The following is a 22,885-nucleotide window of genomic DNA, read 5'->3' as shown; positions in this document are numbered from 1 at the left end:
AAACACTTTTGTTCAAAAAATCACAATTTATTTTTTGTAAGTGCTTCCAAGCTGATATAACAGCAAACAAAATAAAAAGGACTTGTTAACCAAGTCCTTTTTCTATGAAAGCGGTTCCATTATTTATATGTGAACATATTCACGACTTCTAATTATTTGGTTACTTTCGTCAATGGCTTCTGAATAATCGATAAAAGCTTTTCAGATTGAATTCTGTCAATAATGACATTAACTGCAACCTGCATTAATTTATCATTGAGATTTTTTTCTTCCAGTGCCCGGCTGTTGCGGCTGTCCATGTTCTTAAATGAAAATAGCAGTCGTTTAATGAACGTGTCATATGCCTGTTGTGGGTAAATATTGGCAGTCACCTGATCGATACCGTGCCGAATAGTCTCTAAGGAGAATGCCGGCTTCAACAAACTGATTAGGATGACATCGGCAACCTGCATGGTCTGATACTTTTTCTTAACCGGCGCCATAATTGCCTTGTTTTTAACGTAATTGTTGATCATTGCCGGAGTGACTTTGTCGATTCCGATTGGCCCCAAGGTTTCATTTACCAGTGCGACAAGTTGATCCATATATAATTCAAATTTTGGCAAATCGGCCCAGAGTGGCAGTTCTACCAATTTCAGCTTTTGTTCCCACTGTTCATATTGTTCTTCGTTGTATGACATGATATCACTCCTTCGTGTTTATTATACCACGTTATCTAGTTGTGGACACTAGCTAACGTCGAATATAAAAATAACGGCTTGGAAAGATTCCAGCCGTTGTACAAGCACTATTGATTGTTATTCCGTTTCTGCATCCGCTTCTTCTCCCGCTTATCAAGCACGTTTGCAATCACGCCCTGCATGAACATGTAAAGTGGGTAAGCTGTTGCGATCAATGGGACAGCATACAGCCAAATGTCTTTATTGAAGAAGGAGACAAGTGAAAAGATATTGTTGAAGAAAATGATGATCGACAGGAATGCCACTAATACCAATATATCCAAGCCAATCTTTAGCCGGTTAAGCGGTCTTGAAACCATGACCAATGCCAGCCAACAAATCGCCCCTGTCAAAAGCACACATAGCGTTGACGTAAATTCATATTTCAGGCCAAAGAACAGGCCGATCACTTCAATCAGCATGATATAACCAACGATACAAACGGCCGCAGGGGTTGAAATAATCAAGACCTGCTTCATGAACTGATTGGTGATTTTATTGAAGTTGGGTTCCAGCGCCAGGAAGAACGATGGAATTCCAACCATTAATGAAGTAATCGGTGTTAACTGAATCGGTTCAAACGGATACCCCATGGCAAAGAAGACAAAGATAAACGACAAAGCAACCGAGTACATCGTCTTAATCAAGTACATTGAAGCAACCCGCTCGATGTTGTTGATAACCCGGCGACCTTCTTTTAACACATCAATCATCGCGTCAAAGTTGGAATTGATCAGCACAAAGTCTGCGATACTCTTAGTACTTTCACTGCCGGAAGCCATGGCAATTCCACAGTCGGCTTGACGCAACGCAAGCAGGTCATTGACACCGTCTCCGGTCATGGCAACAGTATGCTTGCGATCTTGAAGTCCGGCAATTAAGCGTTTCTTCTGATCCGGCGTTACCCGGCCAAAAACCGTATTGTCAGCTGCAAGTTTGCCGAAGTCATCGTCATCTTTAACCGTTGTCATATCAACATTGTTTTCTGCATTTTGAATTCCGGCATGCTTGGCAATTGTCGAGACCGTTGTCGGATCATCCCCGGAAATAACCTTAATTGTCACATCTTGATTTCTAAAATATTGAAATGTGTTCTTGGCATTTGGCCTGATCACATCTGAGATCAATACCAGACCAATCAGCTTGGGATCTTTAAGCGGATCACGGGGATCAAGGTTGTCCACTTGGGCAACTGCCAATACCCGATAGCCCTTCTTCGCGTTCTGAGTAATTTTAGCTTGAACCGGCTTTTCGATATGTTTGAAAATAAATTGTGGTGCCCCAAAAACGTAATCGTGGCCGTCACTAAAACCGACCCCACTCCACTTTCTATCAGAAGAGAATGGAATGATCTTTTCGGTTTTAAGTTCGGGATCATCAATCGCATTTTTGATTGCGTTGGCTGTTTCATTGCCATCCCCGGTTCCATAAGTGATACCGGCAACGACTTTTTCAACTTCGGCAGCTGGCACATTTTTCATCATTGGAATTGCTTCAACAAATTTCAAATTGCCGCTGGTAATCGTTCCGGTCTTATCCAGACAAATGACATCAACTCTGGCCAATGTTTCAATTGCCGGCAAATCCCGCACCAGCGTCTGCTTGCGGGCCAAATGCATGGCCGACACTGCCAGTGTCATCGACGTCAGCAAAACCAATCCTTCTGGAATCATCCCGATCATTGCGGCAGAAGAGCCCAAAATTGCCCGATTGATTCCAGTTCCGCCATAGACTTTGGCAGCAAATAAAATAATGCCCAGCGGAATAATGACATAGGTCAGCGACTTGATAATCCGATTGATGGTGTTCAGCAAAATGCTGGATGTATCTTCACCCTGCTTGGCTTCACTGGATAAATGATTAACGAATGTATCCGCGCCGACTTTGGTAACCCGCATTTTACCCGAACCGCCAATAAGATATGTACCTGAAGTGAGCTTGTCACCGATATTTTTCGAGATAGTCTCCGACTCACCGGTAATGGGTGATTCGTCAACTTCAATTCCCCTGGACCTGACAGTGACACCATCGACTGGAATCTGGTCCCCTCGCCCAAGCTGAATAATATCGCCTAAGACAATATCTTCAGAGCGAATCTGCATGTCCTGACCGTTTCGCAGGACATTGATCTTTCCCTCGGCCAGCAGAACCATTTTGTCGACTTGCCGTTTTGAACGGATTTCTTGAATGATTCCGATTGCGGTGTTAAAGATTGCAATTCCTAAAAACAACAGGTTTTTGTAACTGCCGGTATAAAAGATCAGCGCACCCAAAACCACGTTAATCAAGTTAAACAGTGTAAACGTGTTATCCCGGAAAATATCCGAGGTGCTTCGAGTCAGAGACTCTTCTCCGGTATTTTGATTACCATTATGAATTTGCTGCTGAACCTGTGCATCACTTAATCCAACATCTGGATCAGTTTGTGGAATGTTGACGTCTGCCATTCTCTAACACCTCGCTTTAACATAATTGTACAAAATAAACGGAAAAAATCACATTTATTTGAAATCTTTCACCCAAGTTTATAGGATTCTTAGTGATTTTGAATGAAACCATCGTCAATCATTGGCTGGCGGGTATGCTAAAATAAATTTAATTAACTCGCAAGGGGGAACTAATATGTTTCAACCAGATAAAAGTACCTATAAATTAGCCGACGGGCATGAAATGCCTCAGCTCGGATTTGGAACTTACAAAATCGACAATCCCGACTTAATGAATCAGACCATTGCCACAGCATATGACAGTGGTTACCGGATGTTTGATACTGCTCAGCTCTATCGAAACGAAAAAATGCTGGGAGATGCCATTAAGCAGGTCGCCCGAAGAGAAGATGTCTTTATCATCGATAAGGTCACCGAAATGAATCAGGGCCACGACTTAACAATCAACAGCACCGACTTTTCCCTTCAGCAATTGGGAACCGATTACGTTGATTTACTGCTCATTCATTGGCCGGTTGCCGATCACTTCTTTGAAACATGGTCAGCAATGGAAGAGTTAAAAGAACAGGGGAAAGCCAAATCAATTGGTGTCAGCAACTTTACCCGGTCCCAGCTTGAATTACTCAAAACCCAGGCAGACGAAATGCCGGTCGTCAATCAGATTGAAACCCATCCTTATTTGACGCAGCAGCCGATGATCGACTTCGATAAGAAGATGTCGATTGTCACTCAAGCGTGGAGTCCACTTGGCAGAGGGATTGTCTTGGACAACCCAATGCTCGCCAAAATGGCCAAACACCATGGCAAGACGCCCGCCCAAATCATTTTGCGTTGGGACTTGCAAAGAGGCGTCTCCATCATTCCAAAATCCAAGACACCGGAACGAATCAAGGAAAACACCGAACTGGACTTTGAATTAAGCGACGATGAGATGAGCATGATCGACGTCATGAACAAGAACCAGCGAACTGGAAACGAACCGGAACTCGTATATGAATTAGGAAAACAGTATTAGGACAGGACGATGGTTTGCCCAAACACAGGCAAATTATCATGACTCACTAAGCTAAAATCACAAATTGAATTGGAAGTGACAGCATGGCCCTTGGTCAACTAACGAATCAGATTATATTAATGTTTGTCTTAATGTTAATCGGTGTTTTAATCAACAAAGTTGGGTTCATGCACACCCAAACTTCAAATGACTTAACCAATATTCTTCTATATATTGTTTCGCCATGTTTGATTATCGGTGCATTTGAGCAAAACTACTCCGCCAGCCGGATGAAACAACTGATGCTGGTCTGTGTCGGCATCTTTTTGTTCTACATAGTTGAAATGATCATCGCCAAATTTTCGTTTGGCAGAATCAGTAACATCAACCTCCAGCGGATCACCAAATACGGCAGTATCTATTCCAACGCTGGATTCATGGGAATTCCACTAACCAGTGCCCTGTTTGGCAATGCCGGCGTTTTCTTTGCCGTTGCATCCCTTGCCGGCTTTAACATCTTCAGCTGGACCCACGGTGTTTCATTATTTAAAACATCCAATAAGGGAACCGACCACTGGCAGAATTTCCGGGAAATCATCATCAATCCAAACATCATTGCCATTTTTGTCGGCCTGATCATTTTCCTGGCATCCTTTAAAATGCCGGTCCCCGCTGACCGGGTCATTCACTACGTCAGCTCAATCAACACGCCGCTTTCAATGATCGTGATCGGTAACAGCCTGGGAAATATCAAAATTTCCCGACAATTAATTGATTGGCATCTATGGTTGGCAATTTTTCTTAGAAACCTGCTGTTTCCAATTCTGGCAATGTTCATTCTTCAGGCGCTTTCGGTTTCCGGAGTTGCGCTGGCGACAACCGTCTTAATGGCAGCCTGCCCAACCGCCGGACTTGTCGTTTTGTTTACCCTGCAGGCTTATGGCGATGCCAGCCCGGCAGTGGCTTTAATGAGCTTATCGACTATTTTAAGTTTAGCGACAATTCCAATTGTGTTTGCTTTAATGGCCGCATTTTAAATTCAAATTTGTTTGAAATAAAAAAGCAGGACAGGTAACCGGTTCCCAATTAATGGGAACCGTTATCTGTCCTGCCTTTTTGTATGGTAAAGCTCGCAATCTTAACTGGATTGTTAAATTTACCAAGCAAGGTTAATTTAAAAGATTAACGAACGATCTTTTTGTTCAAGACTTCGGCCAACTTCTTCAAAGCATCGTCACGGGTCTTGATAACATCCATGTTCCAAATGATTGTGTCGATTTCTCCACCGGCATAGTCAAACTTTTCGTAATAGATGTATGGATCCTTGTCGCTGTCTTTGAATACGTCATCGATTTTGGCAGCGAATCCCTTTGACCAGTCATCGTCGTCCATTTCAGGAATATCCTTTTTAGTGACATATCCTTTTTCGTTAATCAGATCAACTGCTTTTTTAATTTGATCGTCGGTGTATTTGAGGTCTTTATCATTATCTCGTTCTTCGGCATCGGCTTTCTTTTCAGCAGCACTTTCTCTTACTTTTTCAGCCATGATAACATCCCCTTTATTTTGATCTACCTTAATGCTAGCACTGATTCGGAATAAAAGTTAAGAAAAACATCCATTAATAGTCAATAAAATCTCAAATCACTTAAAAAATACCCGGTTGGAGCGTATAATGAAAAGTAATCTGTATATTGCAGATTACTGTTGTTGTTACTGTACACATTTTGCGAAATGAGGAATCGAATTTTGGACGATAGCCAGATACTGACTAATCTAATTATTGTCATAGTTACATTTTTCTTTGCTGCCTTCTTTGTGGCAAGTGAGTTTGCTTTGGTGCAGACCCGTCCGAGTGCATTGGACGAGCGCAAAAAGAAGCTTATTGAGACAAAAGGCAAGCAGGCAAAGGGCATTAAAAAGCTTAATCGCCAGCTTCACATGGTTACCAATCTAAATGAATATCTTTCAACAACCCAAGTTGGTGTCAGCTTGGCAGGTATCATCTTAGGTTATTTGGGTGAATCATTTGTTGTTACAATTCTGGTTGACATTATGGAAATCCATAACTCACCAATCGATCCAACGGCTGCTCATGCCGTTGGTGCTGTTGTCGGTATTATCCTATTGACTTATTTGGAAGTGGTTTTAACAGAAATCGTTCCAAAGAACATCAGTATCGATATGCCAATGCAGGTACTTTCCTTTATCAGTACACCGTTGCATTACTTCCACGTCATCTTTTACCCATTCGTTTGGCTGCTCAATATTTCTGCCAATGGAATCGTCAAGATGATGGGCTTGAAGGTTGCCAATGAAAACGATGAGTCATTCTCTCAAGCGGAAATCTTGAGTCTTTCCAGAAACGCCGTTAAGAGCGGTGCTTTGGAACAGAATGATTATTTGTACATGCAGCGTGCCTTCCAGCTTAACGATAAAGTTGCCAAAGATATCATGATTGACCGAGCTCAGTTGATTGTGATCGATATCAAGACAACCGTTAAGCAAGCCGTTCAGGTTTATTTGCAAAAGAAGTTCAGCCGGATTCCGGTTGTTGCCAACGGTGATAAAGATAAGATCCTGGGTTATGTATATAACTACGATTTGATTCGCCAATCCCAAGTTGATCCAACTATTAAGATCGACCGTTTACTCAGAGATATTTCAACAACCCCTGAGATGACGCCGATTACCGATGTTCTCCACCAGATGATCAAGAAACGAACACCAATTGTTGTGGTTGTCGATGAATATGGTGGAACGTCAGGAATCATTACTGATAAAGATATTTACGAAGAGTTGTTCGGAACTGTTCGAGATGAAATCGATCCATCCATTACCGACTACATTTTCAAGCAGCCTAATGGTAGTTACCAGGTTAACGGAAAGTTGACCACGCATGACTTTGAGCGTTACTTCGATGCTGACTTCCCTGAATTTACTAATTCAGATGCCGTAACTTTGGCAGGGTATTTCTTGGATAATTACCCTGATATTAAAGCCGGCGATGTCATTGCGTTTGAGAACTTCGACTTCAAGATTATTGATTATGAAAACTCATTTATCAATTGGTTCGAAGTTACCAAGCACAAGCCAAGAACCGATGGCGACACCGATGATAACGAAAAAGATTAATTTTTGAAACTTCAATAAGACTGTGACAAGACATTTGTTTTGCGAGCAGTCTTTTTACATATAGCAACGATTTAAGAAAGTGTCGCGTTTTGACACAAACAATTTCCTAAGGGGGAGCTAATAAGTGAAAAAGCTATGGCAAAAAACACCAGCTTGGATCACATACACGGTACTGTTTACCGCTTTGATCTGTGTTTTAGTCGGCTGCTTGTACTTAACAGGTAGATCAATGATTTGGGAACTGGATGGGATGGCACAACATTATCCGATCCTGCTTCAGCTCCGGCACATGATTATTTCATTCCTGCACAACCCTAGTGGTGGCTTCACTCACTGGGCATGGAATATCAGTTTGGGCTCGGATCAACTGACCAACCTTTCATATTACGTCATTGGTGATGCCTTTAATTACCTGATCGTCTTATTTCCAAAGAATCAAATGGAGAATGCCTTCGCTTTTCTTGTATTCCTGCGAATGTACGTCTCTGGTCTAAGCTTCATGCTGTATTCTTCATCATATAAATTTAAAAAGAGCAGCCGGATTATCGGTTCGTTGGCATATGCTTTTAATGGCTATGCTTTAGCAACCGCTTTGCATCACCCATTCTTCATCCTGCCGTTAATTTTCTTTCCACTTCTGTGCTACGGAATTGACCGGGTTCTCCACAACAAGTCTTGGCTGCCGCTCATGTTTGCCGTATTTCTGGTATTTTTAAGCAACTTCTACTTTGCCTGGATTCTTGGATTCGGCTCAATTGCCTATGTCATTATCAGAATGCTCAGTTTGAGAAAATGGCGTGACTTTAAGCCTCTAAAATCTTTTGGCAAATTAGGTCTTTCAGCGGTGATTGGTCTTGGAATGGCAGCGGTTGTCTTCATTCCAACCATCATTCTAGCAATGGGATCAACCCGGCTGAATGATAACTTTGCCAATGGCATGCTTTTCTTCCCACCGCAATATTACCTGGATATTCCAAGTGCCATTCTGCCAACCGGCCGGGCAATGAACTTCTGGCTGGTGATCGGAATCTCCGGCTTGTCCTACCTTGGCATGGTCTACATGTTGAGGCACTTTAAACATTACCTATGGGAGAACGTGGCACTCATTACCATGTTCATTGGAATCATGATTCCGGCTGTTGGCGCCATCATGAACGCCATCACAACACCTTCAAACCGTTGGGTGTTCCTCGTTAACATCTTATTTGCATTTGGCACAATGGTCTTTGTCGATCATATTGGTACCTTTACCAAAAAAGATATTGCCTGGTTTAGTGGTGCTTCAATTGGACTAATCGTGCTTGTTTGGGCCCTGGGCGGCTTCTGGATGAATCTCCAGCCCCATGACTTTGTGGTTTATGGCTTCTTGCTGCTGACGGTCATCGTGATCCTGTGCAGCTTGATTTTCAACTGGAAACAGTCGACCAAAGTTGTTTTGATTTCCACCGTCTTTCTGTTGAATATATCCGCAAATATCATTGGGATTTATAGTCCCCATTCCAGTAAATTAGGGCTCCAGCAGTTGAACCGCGGCTTGGCTACCCGCTTTAGCAACGACTACTTCAGCGGTGCCCAAAAGTATTTGGAAAAGATGCCCGGATTCTTCAGAGTATCGATGAATCCGCATTACCACTACAATACGCACATTCAAAATTTAGCCAACTATTCAAATACCAATACCGACTTTCCAATCAACAGTGGTCTTAACGACACAGCTGTTTACCTAACCCTTCAAAACGGTTATCTTGGCAAGTTCTCTCAATCCGTCGGCAACAGCCAGTTCTCAATGAACACGCCAATTGCTCAGGGTGACTATCGAACTTCCTTCAATAACCTGTTGGGTGTCAAATACGTATTTGCCAAGGCCAACACCAAGAAGGCGCCGGTTGTTCCTTATGGATATAAGCCGGTACGCGACAAGAATGGCCAAGTCAAAGTATTCCCTGCCAAAGCCAGGACAAACGCTGTCCAGGCCATTGAGAACATGCATGGAACAACCATTTACAAGTCAAACAACGCCCTGCCGCTTATTTATACCCAATTCAAGACCGTTTCACCGTCTGCATATAACAAGATGAGTGAGGTCGATCGTGAACGGGTCATGACTCAAGGAGCAGTCGTTGACAACTCTAAAGACAATACCCATCCGCTTAAATATCATTCACCTAAGAAGAACATCGACTACACCGTTAAAATGGACACTTCAAAGATTGTCTATAATGGCCGTCAATTAACCAAATATCGACTGGGAATCATCAACAAAGCCAACTCTGACAAGTTGGTCGACCAGCCGCATGAACAAGTCAGCCTCGGTGCCAATTTGGAGAAGACCAAAGACCTTCTGGCAACCAATCGATCCATCATTGAATCAAACCATTATCAAAACATCAATGGTCTTAAAGAAATGACTTCAGACGTTGTCGGCAATCCGATTAATTACCTTCTGAAAGTTAAAAAGCCGAAGACCACCAAGAATGCGGAATTATTCCTGGTACTCAAAGGCATCAAGCAGACCGACGGCACACCAGCCGAGCACAGACAATGGATGGCTAACAAATTCCTGCTTGATAATAAGCTGTATTCCAAGATGGGTAAAATGGATGAATATCGTCACAGCATATTGAAGCCAACGTTTGGCGGTTATCTGTTCAACGCGACTGCCAAAGGCTTCAAAAATGGCTACAATCAATACGATAACAATAACCTTTCCAATTACCGTCAAATCAGCAACATCGTGTTGAATTTGGGTTATTCAACCCACCAGCGAAAGAACATTTTGCTGAAGTTCAACCAGGTTAAAAACATCAAATTCAAATCAGCTAAGCTGGTCGCGGTACCGTTTAACAAGTCATATGGCAAGCAAATGCAAAAGCTCAAGCAAACCAAGCCTGCCAACTTGAAAGTCCATGAGAATCACGTAAGCGGCACAACCAACAATTCGAAGTCAGGCACAATGGTGACATCAATTCCTTACTCAACCGGATGGAAGTTGACCATCGACGGTAAGCCTGTGAAGACCTTTGTCGTCAACAAGGGATTTGTTGGAGCCAATCTTCCAGCAGGTACTCATCGAATTAAGCTGGACTACACAACACCGGGAATTAAAGTCGGTAAGCTGTTGTCAGGCATCAGCTGGTTGGCATTTATCATCTTATTGATAGTTGGAATTGTTGGGAGATTCATCCCTAAGAAATCACCAAGAAAACATGCCCCAAAGCACACTAAGAATTCATCGGATTAAGCTTGCCAACGCCAATCGCAATCGGTAAGATAATGAGTAACAGATTCAAAATCATTATGAAATTTATGAGGAGGCCCACCTTGAGTCCAATAAAAATACTGTTCATTTCCATTGAAGGTAACACCCGTGCGTTTGTTAAAAACCTGGCCAGTTACGCTGCCGGAATGCATGATCAGGATGCTGACAATCCACTTGTTGAATCCAAAGAGATCAGCGAACAAACCGATTTCGCAGATGAAACCGACCCCTACTTTGCCTTTGTGCCAACCTACTTGGATGGTGGCAATGGGATCGATAATGGTGTCAAAGAATTGATGACTAACGCGCTTGGTGAATACATCGCCTACAATGACAATTCCAAGTTGTGCCACGGAATTGTTGGCAGCGGTAATAAGAATTTCAACGAGCAGTATTGCTTGACTGCAAAACGTTATGCATCCCAATTCAACGTTCCCTTTCTTGCCGATTATGAACTCAGAGGAACCGGCCGAGACGTTGAACGAATTTACAAACTGTTAGCAAAAAGTTAAGCCGTTAAATGACAAAGAGCAACTGACCAAATAATCTGGTCAGTTGCTCTTTTTGTTTTATTTATTTAATTCGTCAATCAGGAAGCCAAACTATTCCTGACCCTCAAGCGGTTGATGATCCACAAAGCAATCACACAAGCCAGAATCAGTCCCGCCGCAAATGAGAACAGCTCCCGGTATGATGCGTAATCAAGCACCATCCCACCGATCAGTGGTCCTAAAGCCCGGCCACAGGACATAAACAGGTTGTACAGCCCTTGAAATTTACCCCGCTGCTTGGGTGTCGACAAGCTGTCGATCCAAGCAGGAATTCCAGGAAAACCAATCATTTCGCCAATGGTTGTCATGATCATGACCAACACGAATGCGGTATAGTCACGGGCAAATATCAACCAAATGAATGAAGCAGCAAAAATAGCCACCCCGGTGTAGGTTTGCGTACTCAGCTTAAAGTGACTGCCAATCCGGTTAACAAACGGCTGGCCAATGACAATCATCAAGCCATTTAATGTCCACAGTAAACTGTAGTTTTCAAATGGAATATGGAGATTGGTCATATGAACCGGAATGACACTTTCCCATAATGCGTATGCCAGATAAACCGACAGCACAACACTACAGATTGCCAGGATAATGCCGCCAACCTTGGTTTCAACAGGTGCGCCCGGCTCAACCGGCTTGGTCGAAACTCGACGGTCCACATGAACGTTGAACTCTAAAATGGTGAGGAGTACCAAAGCCGCGTAGAAGGCCGAAGTCACGGTAAACACCAGTGTAATACCGTGCTTTAATAGGAATCCGACCATCAATGTTCCAATCACAATTCCAAGGTTCTGGCCAATATAGAGGATATTAAAGATCGCTCTGGTTGACCGGGTCTTGATACTTGCCGCGTATGAATTTAGCAGCGTCATACAGGCCCCGTCGCCGAACCCCACGGACAGCAGCATAATTCCAAACATCGGCCAGCCATGGAAAAAGACTAATGTAAAGATTGCCGAAGTGGAGATTAAAGAACTGATAATCGTTGCTTTATAAGGCGACCAGCGATCAAACAAATAGCCACCAAGGTAATTCCCCAACATCATAAAGCAGGACATGGCAAGTAAAACCAGTCCAGCCAGGGTCAATGATTTATGGAGGTAATTATGCAAATACACAGTTACCAATGGCCACATAAAAGAAGCCCCTGCGTTTAAAATCAAAGAATAAACAATAACAGAATTAAATCTAATTTCACTTCGCTGCTTTATCAATTAATCAGTCCCCTCAGCACTTTATTGTTGTTACTAAATCATGAATCATTTATCTCTATTTTCGCATATTACGGGCATAAACCATACGAAAACAAGATGATTATTAAAATAATTCTTTGTGTAATCGAATGTCGTCCCTATCGGTAATTTGCCGTAGGACGCGGCAGGGATTGCCGACAGCCAATGAATTTGCGGGAATGTCACGCGTCACAACGCTGCCAGCACCAATAACCGACCCATTGCCGATTGTTACCCCACCAATGACAGTCACGTTGCTGGCAAGCCAACAATTGTTTTCAATGGTGATTGGTTTGGTATATTCCTTACCCGGCAACGAATTATCCGCAACAAAGTTACGATCCTGGTAGCGAAGCGGATGCATGGGAGTGACCAAGGTAACGTTGGGTCCAAATAAGACGTTGTCACCAATCGTAATTTGGCCGCTGTCTAAAAAGGTAATGTTGGTATTGCCATAAAAGTGATCACCAATTTTAATATGAGTTCCATAATCAATAAAAATAGGACCCTGAAAATAAAGTTTATCAGAAGAATTGGGCAGCAACTGCTTTAACAGCCGTGCCCGCTTTTCTGTTTCATCATCAAAAGTGTCGTTGTAAAGCTTCGTTAAACGGTGAGCCAATCGCTGTCGTTCAACCAGCTTTGGGTCTCTTGGGTTAGTCAATTTACCAGAGAGCATTCTTTCTTCTTCGCTCATATAATTGCCTCCAGTTTCCGTGAACTTTATCGATACAGCCATCATATCATAAAAGCAGCGGGTGCTTCTCGACATTTGACCAACAAAAAAGGCTTGGAGATTAAATGACCTCCAAGCCTTTTTGAAATCTGATTTGAATTATTTTACCAAAGCAAACTTGTAGTAATGAAGTGGTGTATTAGCATACTGCACTTTAATCGCATGGTTGGCTTTGTTTACAATAATGAAGTGGGTGTTATCAGTAAATCTTAAGTAGAACTTGTGGTAAGTCTTGCTTCCACGTTCACGATAAGTGATTCCCCAGAACGTCTTTGAATAAGTTGTAACTTTGTAATTGGCGAAGTTGATCAACTTCTTCTGGAACTTACCATTCTTGTACAAGCCTTGATTCAAACCACCCTTTTGGCTGAAGTTGGTCACAACGCTGTAACCGTTGTTGTTACCTGATTGCCAACGGCCGGTAGGTTCAGAAATCTTGATCTTGCTGCTTGATGATTTTGAACTTGAGTTGGTTGTCGTATTAGTAGAACTCTTAGGTGTCTTAACAGTCATAATTCTGTAGAAATATGAAGTTGATGACTTACGGGCATAAACGTAAAGCTTTTGATTGGCTTTAACGTTGGTATGCAGTTCGGCACTGAATTTACCAGTTGTGCTGCTGGCAGTGGAGCGGGCAATTGTCGTCTTTTTAGTATTTCGAACGATAATTGAAACCCCTTTGGTAGCAGTTCCGGTAACAGCCTTTGAGGTACTGTAAATATTATTGACTTTGAGTGACGGAGAACTTGCAGAAGCGTTGACACTGAACCCAATTAAGAATGATGCAAGGACAGCGAAGAACGCGATAAATTTAAATTTCTTCATTTGATATTGCTCCCTAATCTTTATTTTGCAAGACTCATTATAAATGATAAGCGCCCAAAAGCCGTCAAAACAGTCTCCATTTATCCTTTTCTTAAGAAAGCCGTCACGAAATAGTCATATATTTTGACGTTATAATCATGAAAATGGTATGCTTGTAAATTTTATTCATTTACATCATGAATTCGCTTTCGTTGGGTTAATATGTGTTATATAATGTTGGGGAACTGGTATAGACATGTACCATATTACTTAGTTAATATTTTGATAGGAGTGAATATTTTGCCAACTGAAAGACGTTCTTTGATTATGCTCTTTGGAGCAACTGGTGACCTTGCCACTCGTAAACTTTATCCTGCAATGTTAAAGCTTTTCGAGAAAGGAAACATTCGTGATCACTTTGCTGTGATCGGGACTTCCCGTTACAAATTTGATGATGAAAAATATCGTGAGATGGTTGTAAAATCTGTTTCTAAAGAATCAACCAACAAAAAACAAATTGAGGACTTTGCAAGTCATTTCTACTTTGTTACCCATGATGTGACTAATTTACAACACTATTCTGCATTAAGAGATAAAGCAGATGAACTTGATAAGAAGTATCAATTAAATGGCAACCGTGTGTTCTACATTTCAATGGCACCTAATTTCTTTGGAACAGTTGCTAAAAACCTTAAGGCTCAACACCTTCTATCAGAAGGCAGTGGCTTTAACCGCTTGGTTATTGAAAAACCATTCGGCCGTGATTATGAATCCGCAAAACAATTAAACGATGACCTGAGTCATGCATTTGAAGAAAACCAAATCTTCAGAATTGACCACTACTTAGGTAAGGAAATGATCCAAAACATTGAAGCAATTCGTTTTGGAAACACCATTTTCGAAGCTCTTTGGAACAACCGTTACATCGACAACATTCAAGTTACCCTTGCCGAAAAGCTGGGTGTTGAAGAGCGTGCCGGATACTATGACAACTCAGGTGCCCTTCGTGACATGGTTCAAAACCATATCATGCAAATCGTCAGCTTGCTTGCCATGGAACAACCAGTTGCCTTCAAGGATACTGATATCCGTGCTGAAAAAGTTAAGGCACTGCGTAGTCTCCGTGTCTACAACGTTGCCGAAGCTTCAAGCAACTTCGTCCGTGGCCAATACGCAGCTGTTGGCAATGGCAAAGAATACCGTGAAGAAGACGGTGTTCCAAAGGATTCAAATACTGAAACCTTTGTTGCCGGTAAATTATTATTTGATAACTACCGTTGGTCAGGCACCCCGTTCTACATCAGAACCGGTAAGAAGCTTGCCGATAAGTTCACTCGTGTCGATGTTGTCTTCAAGAAGCCGTTGGTTGATATCTTCGCCTTCCCACAAAGTGGAAGCGCACCACTTAACGCCAACGTTTTGACCATCTTCATCGAGCCTAACCAAGGCTTCTCATTGATGGTTAACGCTAAGAACAGTGAACAAGGATTCCATACAGAACCCGTTCAACTGCAATACCTTGAAGATTCAAAGAGAACCAAGGAAACACCACAACCTTATGAACGTTTAATCCACGATGTTTTGAAGGGCGATGGGACAAACTTCGCCAGCTGGCCAGAAGTTGCCAATGCTTGGAAGTTTGTTGATCAAATCCGTCGTGTTTGGGATATTCAACAACCTATGTTCCCTAACTACATTCCAGGATCAATGGGTCCAGTTTCAGCCGATGAATTGCTTGCCCGTGACCACCGTGAATGGGTTTACAAATTAAACAAGTAATCTTAAATAATTGGGCAGGTAGAAAACAGCATTCGTTTTCTACCTGCTTTTTATTTTGAAATCATTTCGATGAAAATTTTTACCATTTATTTGAAAATGCAGGTATAAAATTTGATTTTGGAAAAATGATTTAATCCCTTTACTTGTTAAGGTGGTGTCATTTTGAATTCTGAAAGCGTTCACACGAAAATGACTTTTCATTTTCACAATCTTTCATTCAACAAATTCCCCTTGCTGTTCTAACAGGTTTTTGTTTCACTTTTAATTTGTGAGATGGTAAACTTAGTGTGTAGTAATTCTTATATAGAAAAGGATGGTTTTGAAATGGCTGAACAAAAGGCAAACATTGGTGTTGTTGGTATGGCTGTTATGGGTAAGAACTTAGCCCTTAACATCGAAAGCCGCGGTTACACTGTTGGAATCTTCAACAGAACCGGCTCCAAGACTGAAAAAGTTATGAAGGATCATGGAGACAAGAAACTTGTTCCAAGTTACAAGATCGAAGATTTTGTTAAATCACTTGAAACACCTCGTCGAATTATTTTGATGGTTAAGGCTGGAAAACCAACCGATGCCGTCATTGATGAATTACTTCCACTTCTCGATAAGGGCGATGTCCTTATTGATGGTGGTAACACAAACTTCCACGATACAATGGCTCGGAATGCCCGTCTTGATAAATCAGGAATCAACTTTATCGGAATGGGTGTTTCCGGTGGTGAACTTGGTGCCTTACAAGGTCCATCATTGATGCCAGGTGGCCAAAAAGAAGCATATGATTTAGTAGAACCAATTCTTAAGAAGATTGCCGCAAAGGCTCCTGCAGATGGCGAACCATGTGTTACCTACATTGGGCCTAATGGTGCCGGCCACTATGTCAAGATGGTTCACAACGGTATCGAATATGGTGATGAAGAGTTAATTGACGAAAGTTATAACATTTTAAGAAACCTTGCCGGTTACTCAGTTGATGAATTAGCTGACATCTTTAAAGACTGGAACAAAGGTGAACTTGACAGTTACCTGATTGAAATTACCGCTGACATTTTGACTCATAAAGATGATATTGGTGCTGACAAGAGCAAGCCAATCGTTGATATGATCCTCGACCGTGGTGCCAACAAAGGTACTGGTAAGTGGAGCTCACAAGATGCCCTTGAAGTTGGTATCGATCAATCAGTTATTACTGAAGCTGTTTACGCACGATTCATTTCAATGTTCAAGAAAGATCGTGTTGCAGCATCAAAGGTTCTTCCTAAGCCAGAAGGCAAAGTTGACTTTGATAAGAAAGAAATTGTTGAAAAGGTTCGTGAAGCCCTCTACTTTGGTAAAGTTATGAGTTACGCTCAAGGCTTTGACCAATTGAAAGCTGCTTCACAACAATACAAGTGGAACATCAAGTTAGGCGAAATGGCCAAGATTTGGAGAGCCGGATGCATTATTCGTGCCCGCTTCCTTCAAAACATTACCGACGCCTACGACAAGAACCCAGATTTGCAAAACCTGCTTCTTGACCCATACTTCACTGATATTGCAAAGAAGTATCAAGAATCAGCACGTGATGTCGTAGCATTGGCAACAAAGGCCGGTGTACCAGTACCATCATTGGCAGCCGCCGTATCATACTACGATTCATATCGTTCAGAAGTTGTTCCTGCAAACTTGTTGCAAGCACAACGTGACTACTTCGGTGCCCACACATACGAACGTGTCGACCGTCCAGGCAGCTTCCATTATACTTGGTATAAAGAACAGTAGTGAGCGACGAGGGCTGGGTGACGCGGTTTCTAAGGCAGAACTGATTAAAATCCCGGGTTTGGATTTAAATCAGTTTTGACTTAGAAGTTAGCGTCAGGCCCGTCGGAGCTGTCCTCAAAAGCAGCATGTTCCGGAATATAACTAAAAATGCCAATCAATTTTTTGAGCATTAATTGATAAAAGACCATAATCGCTGGTTTTGTGGTTATGGTCTTTTATCGGTTAAGCGGAGAAAGCTGGCTTAAATGGCACATTTCGGCTAGGAAATGGTCAAGCGACAAACTTATAATCCATATGTTTTGAGAATGAGGAACAGTAGTGAGCGACGAAACCCGGGGACAGGGTTGTCGCCAAGTAGGCTAGGCAGGCGTTCCGCCGGCCGTCGGAGCTGTCCTCAAAAGCAACATGTTCCGGAATATAATTAAAAATGCCAATCAATTTTTGAGCATTAATTGATAAAAGACCATAATCGCTGATTTTGCGGTTATGGTCTTTTATCGGTTAAGCGGAAGAATCAGATGGGTTGGAGCTGTCCTCAAAAGCAGCCGAATTTTTCAAAACCATAGAATATTTTAAAGAGGCTGACCAAAAGTCTAAACTTTTGTTTCAGCTTTTTTGCGTTTCCACATTATTTATGTGTGAACCTGCAACAATCGGCTCATCCCGGCTATTTATTTGTTGCTTAAAATGTCGGTTATCTTATTTCGCAATTCATCATCTCGCTGAGGATCGTACGCGTATGTATCATCATACCAATAATCCGGACTATACAACCAAACGGGCTTTTTCAGTCGTTCAGGTGCTTCTGTCTGATATCTCGGAAAAACATGGGCATGCAAAAAGTTGTCAGTATTGCCTAAAATATCGTAGTTAACTCGCAGAGCACCAGTGGCCTTAAGCACGGCATCCCCCAAAATACTCATGTCACGGAGAAAGACCGTTCTTTGCTCAATTGATAAATCATTTAAAGATGCCACTTGCCTTTTGGGCAACAATACTGAATATCCAGGTAAAAACTGGGTATCACCAAAAACTGCAAATCCGCCAGGAAGTTCGGCCATTACCATGGGATTAGTTCCGTTGATTGCTGATGCAATTCGATTTTCCCGCCAATTGTGCATATTTTATCTCCTGTCTGCTATAGCCGATCACTGCCAAATCTTGTACTTTCTTATCTTCATTAACTTTGCAACTCTTTATATCTGAATGTGAGCACAGCAACATATTGATCATCTTCAGAATTAACACTGAACTTGCCACCCAATGTCGTAACTAAAGATCGAACAATATCTAATCCTAACCCAACACTCTGATTAGTCCGGCTGGCATCAGCAGTTACAAACCGGTCCGTTAATTTACTATCCAATTTAAATACGGCTGGTGTTTGATTCTTAAAAACAATTTCAAAATGATTCTCATCCTTCTCCTGGAGTGAAATAGTCACCTGTTTATCAGCATATTTTAAGATGTTACTGATCAGGTTCTGAAAGACTCGTTCCAGCAAGGTTTTATCTGTTCGAATCGTGACGTTCGGTCGGATATCAATTGCCACCTGAAGCCCCTTGGCAGTGAGGTCATCATAGTAATCAAATAATTCTTTCTCCAAGGTTTCAGAAATATTCACTTCTGAAATGGATAACTGTGAATTCTTCTCTTGAAGCAAATTAAAATCCATTAGATAATGCAGATAATAATTAACTTCCATGAGATTGTTCTCAATTCGTTGATATTCCTTTTTGTTTTGATCGTCATGTCGTTGTTTATCCAGCAACTGTATATAGCCAATTGCCACAGTTAATGGCGTTCTGATATCATGAGTGAGGTTGGTCAGCATTTGCTTAATTTGCTTTTCCTGGTCAATCTGCTTGATACGCGCAGTTCTGGTCTTATTAAGGCTATAGTTAACGGCTTGGGCCAGTTTACTGAAAAGTGGCCAACCGGTATTGGTTGTCACCTCTGCATTGGTATCATGGGAATTAATATACCTCAGTTCCCGATTAATTCGCCGAATTTCCACAACCATCAGACCGATGATGCCGATCAGGATTATACATATTATCATCAAAAATAGCGTCATCTCATCACTCCTGACTAAACAAAGCGCACACCAATTCCCCAAATTGAAATAATATATTTGTTACCGGTTCCCGCCAAATCATTAACCTTGTTCCGCAGGTTGCTGATATGAACGTTTAAAGTATTCTCCGCGTTCATATAAGGCTCACCCCACACGGTTTCGTACAAATTCTCTTTGGTAAAGACCTGCTTAGGGTGACCCAAGAATAATTGAAGGATTGCAAATTCTTTTTTGGGTAAACTTAATTCCTGACCGTTCACATAAACACGATGAATTGTTGTGTCCAAGGAAATATTGTCATAGGTCAAATTGGTCTGCTTAGGCTGTTCAGTAGCCCGTTGGCGCAATTGAACCTGAACTCTGGCAATTAATTCATCGATATCAAATGGTTTGGTGAGATAGTCATTGGCACCCTCCTTTAAGAGGGAAACGACTTTTTGCTTGTCCTGGATTGCAGTTAATACTAATACAGGTACATTTGAAGTCTTGCGAATCGTTTTTAAGACACTCTCACCGGTAACCTGTGGCAACATTAAGTCCAAAATAACTAGATCGGGATTTTCAGTATTAAATTTTGCCAAAGCACTAACGCCATCAACTGCCTTGACTATCTGATAGTCTGCAGCTAAGACATCACTTAACAAGTCACGGACATCTTGATGGTCTTCCACAACCAGAATTTTTGCATTCGCCATATTTTCGCACCCCTTTATTCAGTATTAATTTTAACCTTAAAAGCTGGGCACCACAATTAAGGATTAATTAAGGATTTGTTATGTCCGGAATTAATATATGCAGTTTATGATTAAATCATAAGTTAAGTCAACCAAGGAGGAACAACCCATGACCGAAACAGTTCTGGATTTTAATCATGTGAGTAAAAAATTTGGCCGATTCCAAGCTCTAGACTCAGTGTCTTTTCAAATTAAGAGAGGAGATATCTATGGGCTCATTGGAGAAAATGGTGCCGGTAAAACGACCATCATGAAATTAATCACCAAAATATCGCCACTGCGAACAGGATCAATTTCATTATTTGGTGAATCAACTTCCAACTATCAACAAGCCCTTAAACGAACTGGGGCAATGATTGAATCACCTGCAGCATTCAACAGCTTAACAGTGATTCAAAACCTAAAGGTAATTGCCAAACAAAATGGCATTCAGTCAAAAACTGCTATCGACGACACAATCGAGTTTGTCGGATTAAGTAAGAAGCGGAAAACAAAAGCAAAACACTTATCATTAGGTCAGAAACAACGGCTTGGATTAGCATTTGCAATTTTACCCCATCCCGACTTTTTGATTTTGGACGAACCAATTAATGGCTTGGATCCATCAGGAATTATCGAGATCCGGAAGTTACTATATAAATTGAACCACGAACAGCAAACCACCATTTTAATTTCTAGCCATATCCTGACCGAATTATACCAAGTATCCACAAAGTTTGGCTTCATTCATCATGGCAAGTTTATCAAAGAAGTCACCAAAGAAGAACTGGATAAGGAAAAGGAATCGGGAATTCTTCTGGATGTTGACGACGTAGCAAAGGCTTCAGAAGTTCTGGACTCCTCAAACGTCAAACCTTTCTCAATTCAAAACGACCACAGTATTTTCGTAAAGGATAACCATCTCAATACAGGAAACCTGAGTCAATTGTTGATCATGAATGGTGTCGCATTAAACGGAATGACCAAGCAAGAAGGCTCATTAGAACAATATTATACTCAACTAATGAAGAAAACAGATGAAGGTGAAAAATAATGATCAATCAATTAAGAGCAGACACATACCGCATAACCCACTCAATTGGCTTTTATATCACATTGCTCCTGGTGATTAGCTACAGTGTCTTGATCACCGAATCCAAATCCATTGGTGGTATTATGGTGAATGCTGACCAGAGTCTACTGGCCCATCTAGCCAATTCAAATTGGACCATTCTGGACAGCATCCGGGGATTAACAATGTCATCAAGTGCCCTAATGTATGTCATTATGAGCCTATTTGTGATCATCATCGGGTATGAATTCAGTCAGAAAACTTATAAAAATACCTTGGTATCTGGGATTTCTCGATTTAAGTTCATCATGGCAAAATATGTCATGCTTCTCTTTACCATTTTTATTAATATCTTTATGTACTTTCTCACGGTGTTGGCTACCAGCATGATTCTCGGTCGAAAGCTTGGAGCCTCATGGCCTCATTTAATCAACATTTCTTTGGTCACCACTCTGGCAGTATCGTTTTTTATCAGTATTGTTTTCAGTATTGCCATTTTGGTTTTAATGCTGACAAATTCCATCGTCATCAGTTCAGTCTTCATTGTTCTTTTTCCATTAGCTGTTTCAATGCTGCATGTTTTTGTAAAATGGAACTGGTTAAAATATATTGATTTCTTCGGTGCCAGTAATAAAGTCGCCGTTGGTACTTTGACAGCCTCTCATTTTGGCCCTTACATCTTGACCTGTGGGATCATCTTGGTGGTCTGCATTGGATTGTCATTGGTGACAATTAAAGAAAAGGAATTATAGCCTTATTATCAGAACACAAATTTTCAAAATAAAGTACTCCAATATATGAATGAAGATGTAAATATGATCAATCAATTAAGGGCAGATACTTATCGCCTGATCCACTCAGTTGGTTTCTATGTAACCTTAGGTTTAGTCATTGTATATAGTGCACTCATCACCAAAACAAAAACTGTCGGTGGTATTATGGCTAACGGCAATGAAGAATCTCTTGATCGTCTAGCTCGATCGAATTGGACGATTCTGGATGGCATACGAGGATTAACAATTTCTGCCAGCCTTCTTATGTATATGGTCATCGGACTATTTATCATTACTATCGGTTATGAGTTTAGCCAGCAAACATATAAGAACACATTAATATCCGGAATTTCAAGATCAAGCTTTATCCTATCAAAATATATTACGCTATTAATTACGATCTTTATTTCCATTACCGCATACTTTCTTACTACTATCATTATGAGCTTAATTCTTGGCAGGTCTCTCGGTGCATCATTGCCAAACTTATTGAGCACTTCTGTGTTAACAGATATTACCATCACTTTCTTCATTAGCATTGTTTTTAGTATGGGGATTCTAATACTAGTGGTCACAAATTCAATCGTTATTAGTTCAATATTCATTGTGGTATTTCCGATAGGTGTCACAACGGTTCGAATGCTGGCAAATTGGAAATGGTTAAAATATATTGATTTCTTTGGTGCCAGCAACGAAGTAAGTCTTGGAAACTTGTCAATCTCAGAGTTTGAACCATATATCGCAACTTGCGGGGTTCTCTTAGGTGTTTGCATTGTCTTGTCATTGGTATCAATGAGAGAGAAAGAGCTTTAATATTGATGAAAGGCAGTGAC

The 22,885-nt window shown here is 41.4% G+C and carries 19 protein-coding genes; 10 read left to right on the top strand and 9 right to left on the bottom strand.

Going from position 1 to position 22,885, the window contains the following annotated elements; genetic code table 11:
* Positions 1 to 152 precede the first annotated feature (152 nt).
* Positions 153 to 680 (bottom strand): DUF1836 domain-containing protein, encoded by a 528-nt coding sequence (locus DNL43_RS06495; RefSeq protein WP_056981292.1) that lies wholly within the window; start codon positions 678 to 680, stop codon positions 153 to 155.
* A 107-nt stretch (positions 681 to 787) separates the two neighbouring features.
* Positions 788 to 3,166 carry a cation-translocating P-type ATPase gene (locus DNL43_RS06490; protein WP_056981289.1) on the bottom strand — a complete coding sequence of 793 codons (2,379 nt, stop codon included), beginning with the start codon at positions 3,164 to 3,166 and terminating at the stop codon, positions 788 to 790.
* A gap of 175 nt (positions 3,167 to 3,341) precedes the next feature.
* Here DNL43_RS06490 and DNL43_RS06485 point away from each other — a divergent pair, with 175 nt between their 5' ends.
* Both DNL43_RS06485 and DNL43_RS06480 read left to right on the top strand, forming a co-directional pair.
* The gene (locus DNL43_RS06485; RefSeq protein WP_054769157.1) at positions 3,342 to 4,181 is read left to right on the top strand and encodes an aldo/keto reductase; all 840 of its coding nucleotides are present in this window, start codon (positions 3,342 to 3,344) and stop codon (positions 4,179 to 4,181) included.
* Positions 4,182 to 4,264: 83 nt separating this feature from the next.
* A complete protein-coding gene (locus DNL43_RS06480) occupies positions 4,265 to 5,197 on the top strand; it encodes an AEC family transporter (RefSeq protein WP_054769158.1) in 933 nt (310 codons plus the stop codon).
* Positions 5,198 to 5,342: 145 nt separating this feature from the next.
* Here the strand turns inward: DNL43_RS06480 and DNL43_RS06475 are convergent, their stop codons facing one another.
* Positions 5,343 to 5,708, bottom strand: coding sequence for a hypothetical protein (locus tag DNL43_RS06475; protein ID WP_056981287.1), 366 nt, complete (start codon positions 5,706 to 5,708; stop codon positions 5,343 to 5,345).
* Positions 5,709 to 5,894: 186 nt separating this feature from the next.
* Here DNL43_RS06475 and DNL43_RS06470 point away from each other — a divergent pair, with 186 nt between their 5' ends.
* From DNL43_RS06470 to nrdI, 3 genes are all read left to right on the top strand, one after another.
* Positions 5,895 to 7,295 (top strand): hemolysin family protein, encoded by a 1,401-nt coding sequence (locus tag DNL43_RS06470; RefSeq protein WP_156645037.1) that lies wholly within the window; start codon positions 5,895 to 5,897, stop codon positions 7,293 to 7,295.
* A 124-nt stretch (positions 7,296 to 7,419) separates the two neighbouring features.
* Positions 7,420 to 10,536, top strand: coding sequence for a YfhO family protein (locus tag DNL43_RS06465; protein ID WP_082619696.1), 3,117 nt, complete (start codon positions 7,420 to 7,422; stop codon positions 10,534 to 10,536).
* An 80-nt stretch (positions 10,537 to 10,616) separates the two neighbouring features.
* A complete protein-coding gene (gene nrdI, locus DNL43_RS06460; RefSeq protein ID WP_056981285.1) occupies positions 10,617 to 11,066 on the top strand; it encodes a class Ib ribonucleoside-diphosphate reductase assembly flavoprotein NrdI in 450 nt (149 codons plus the stop codon).
* Positions 11,067 to 11,143: 77 nt separating this feature from the next.
* Here the strand turns inward: nrdI and DNL43_RS06455 are convergent, their stop codons facing one another.
* The 3 genes from DNL43_RS06455 to DNL43_RS06445 all read right to left on the bottom strand — a co-directional run bounded on the left by DNL43_RS06455 (position 11,144) and on the right by DNL43_RS06445 (position 13,901).
* Entirely contained in the window at positions 11,144 to 12,322 is a 1,179-nt protein-coding gene (locus DNL43_RS06455) for an MDR family MFS transporter (protein WP_056981283.1), read from the bottom strand.
* Positions 12,323 to 12,425: 103 nt separating this feature from the next.
* Positions 12,426 to 13,037 (bottom strand): sugar O-acetyltransferase, encoded by a 612-nt coding sequence (locus tag DNL43_RS06450; RefSeq protein WP_054769161.1) that lies wholly within the window; start codon positions 13,035 to 13,037, stop codon positions 12,426 to 12,428.
* Between the two features lie 138 nt (positions 13,038 to 13,175).
* Positions 13,176 to 13,901: an Ig-like domain-containing protein gene (locus DNL43_RS06445; protein WP_054769162.1), complete on the bottom strand. Its 726-nt coding sequence runs from the start codon at positions 13,899 to 13,901 to the stop codon at positions 13,176 to 13,178.
* 279 nt (positions 13,902 to 14,180) lie between these two features.
* On the opposite strand from DNL43_RS06445, the gene zwf reads away from it, so the two are divergent.
* Both zwf and gndA read left to right on the top strand, forming a co-directional pair.
* Entirely contained in the window at positions 14,181 to 15,659 is a 1,479-nt protein-coding gene (gene zwf / locus DNL43_RS06440) for a glucose-6-phosphate dehydrogenase (protein ID WP_095344858.1), read from the top strand.
* Between the two features lie 324 nt (positions 15,660 to 15,983).
* Entirely contained in the window at positions 15,984 to 17,417 is a 1,434-nt protein-coding gene (gene gndA / locus DNL43_RS06435; RefSeq protein WP_056981281.1) for an NADP-dependent phosphogluconate dehydrogenase, read from the top strand.
* 671 nt (positions 17,418 to 18,088) lie between these two features.
* On the opposite strand, the gene DNL43_RS06430 is transcribed toward gndA, so the two are convergent.
* From DNL43_RS06430 to DNL43_RS06420, 3 genes are read right to left on the bottom strand one after another with little or no spacing between them, the layout of a single operon-like run.
* Positions 18,089 to 18,538: an HIT family protein gene (locus tag DNL43_RS06430; RefSeq protein ID WP_054769164.1), complete on the bottom strand. Its 450-nt coding sequence runs from the start codon at positions 18,536 to 18,538 to the stop codon at positions 18,089 to 18,091.
* Between the two features lie 59 nt (positions 18,539 to 18,597).
* Positions 18,598 to 19,494: a sensor histidine kinase gene (locus DNL43_RS06425; RefSeq protein WP_056981280.1), complete on the bottom strand. Its 897-nt coding sequence runs from the start codon at positions 19,492 to 19,494 to the stop codon at positions 18,598 to 18,600.
* Positions 19,495 to 19,508: 14 nt separating this feature from the next.
* Positions 19,509 to 20,189, bottom strand: a complete 681-nt coding sequence (locus tag DNL43_RS06420; protein WP_056981278.1) for a response regulator transcription factor — start codon at positions 20,187 to 20,189, stop codon at positions 19,509 to 19,511.
* Between the two features lie 148 nt (positions 20,190 to 20,337).
* Between DNL43_RS06420 and DNL43_RS06415 the strand changes: the two genes are divergently transcribed.
* The 3 genes from DNL43_RS06415 to DNL43_RS06405 are packed head-to-tail and all read left to right on the top strand — an operon-like array spanning position 20,338 to position 22,865.
* Positions 20,338 to 21,261 carry an ABC transporter ATP-binding protein gene (locus DNL43_RS06415; protein WP_056981276.1) on the top strand — a complete coding sequence of 308 codons (924 nt, stop codon included), beginning with the start codon at positions 20,338 to 20,340 and terminating at the stop codon, positions 21,259 to 21,261.
* The gene (locus tag DNL43_RS06410; RefSeq protein ID WP_082619694.1) at positions 21,261 to 22,031 is read left to right on the top strand and encodes an ABC transporter permease; all 771 of its coding nucleotides are present in this window, start codon (positions 21,261 to 21,263) and stop codon (positions 22,029 to 22,031) included. Before DNL43_RS06415 ends, DNL43_RS06410 begins: the two co-directional genes overlap by 1 nt.
* Before the next feature lie 45 nt (positions 22,032 to 22,076).
* Positions 22,077 to 22,865, top strand: a complete 789-nt coding sequence (locus tag DNL43_RS06405) for an ABC transporter permease (RefSeq protein ID WP_225366625.1) — start codon at positions 22,077 to 22,079, stop codon at positions 22,863 to 22,865.
* Positions 22,866 to 22,885 lie beyond the last annotated feature (20 nt).

Source organism: Lentilactobacillus kefiri (genome assembly GCF_009739535.1).
GTDB lineage: Bacteria > Bacillota > Bacilli > Lactobacillales > Lactobacillaceae > Lentilactobacillus > Lentilactobacillus kefiri.
Note: the sequence above shows the minus strand (reverse complement) of the source record. Positions and strands in the feature narration are given on the sequence as shown.

Excerpts from the sequence above, each read along its gene's own strand:
- DNL43_RS06445 (WP_054769162.1), bottom strand. The coding sequence starts at position 13,901 with ATGAAGAAATTTAAATTTATCGCGTTCTTCGCTGTCCTTGCATCATTC.
- DNL43_RS06475 (WP_056981287.1), bottom strand. The coding sequence starts at position 5,708 with ATGGCTGAAAAAGTAAGAGAAAGTGCTGCTGAAAAGAAAGCCGATGCC.
- DNL43_RS06450 (WP_054769161.1), bottom strand. The coding sequence starts at position 13,037 with ATGAGCGAAGAAGAAAGAATGCTCTCTGGTAAATTGACTAACCCAAGA.
- DNL43_RS06405 (WP_225366625.1), top strand. The coding sequence starts at position 22,077 with ATGAATGAAGATGTAAATATGATCAATCAATTAAGGGCAGATACTTAT.
- DNL43_RS06410 (WP_082619694.1), top strand. The coding sequence starts at position 21,261 with ATGATCAATCAATTAAGAGCAGACACATACCGCATAACCCACTCAATT.
- DNL43_RS06420 (WP_056981278.1), bottom strand. The coding sequence starts at position 20,189 with ATGGCGAATGCAAAAATTCTGGTTGTGGAAGACCATCAAGATGTCCGT.
- DNL43_RS06480 (WP_054769158.1), top strand. The coding sequence starts at position 4,265 with ATGGCCCTTGGTCAACTAACGAATCAGATTATATTAATGTTTGTCTTA.
- DNL43_RS06425 (WP_056981280.1), bottom strand. The coding sequence starts at position 19,494 with ATGACGCTATTTTTGATGATAATATGTATAATCCTGATCGGCATCATC.
- DNL43_RS06490 (WP_056981289.1), bottom strand. The coding sequence starts at position 3,166 with ATGGCAGACGTCAACATTCCACAAACTGATCCAGATGTTGGATTAAGT.
- gndA (WP_056981281.1), top strand. The coding sequence starts at position 15,984 with ATGGCTGAACAAAAGGCAAACATTGGTGTTGTTGGTATGGCTGTTATG.
- DNL43_RS06495 (WP_056981292.1), bottom strand. The coding sequence starts at position 680 with ATGTCATACAACGAAGAACAATATGAACAGTGGGAACAAAAGCTGAAA.
- DNL43_RS06485 (WP_054769157.1), top strand. The coding sequence starts at position 3,342 with ATGTTTCAACCAGATAAAAGTACCTATAAATTAGCCGACGGGCATGAA.
- DNL43_RS06415 (WP_056981276.1), top strand. The coding sequence starts at position 20,338 with ATGACCGAAACAGTTCTGGATTTTAATCATGTGAGTAAAAAATTTGGC.
- DNL43_RS06470 (WP_156645037.1), top strand. The coding sequence starts at position 5,895 with ATGAGGAATCGAATTTTGGACGATAGCCAGATACTGACTAATCTAATT.
- DNL43_RS06430 (WP_054769164.1), bottom strand. The coding sequence starts at position 18,538 with ATGCACAATTGGCGGGAAAATCGAATTGCATCAGCAATCAACGGAACT.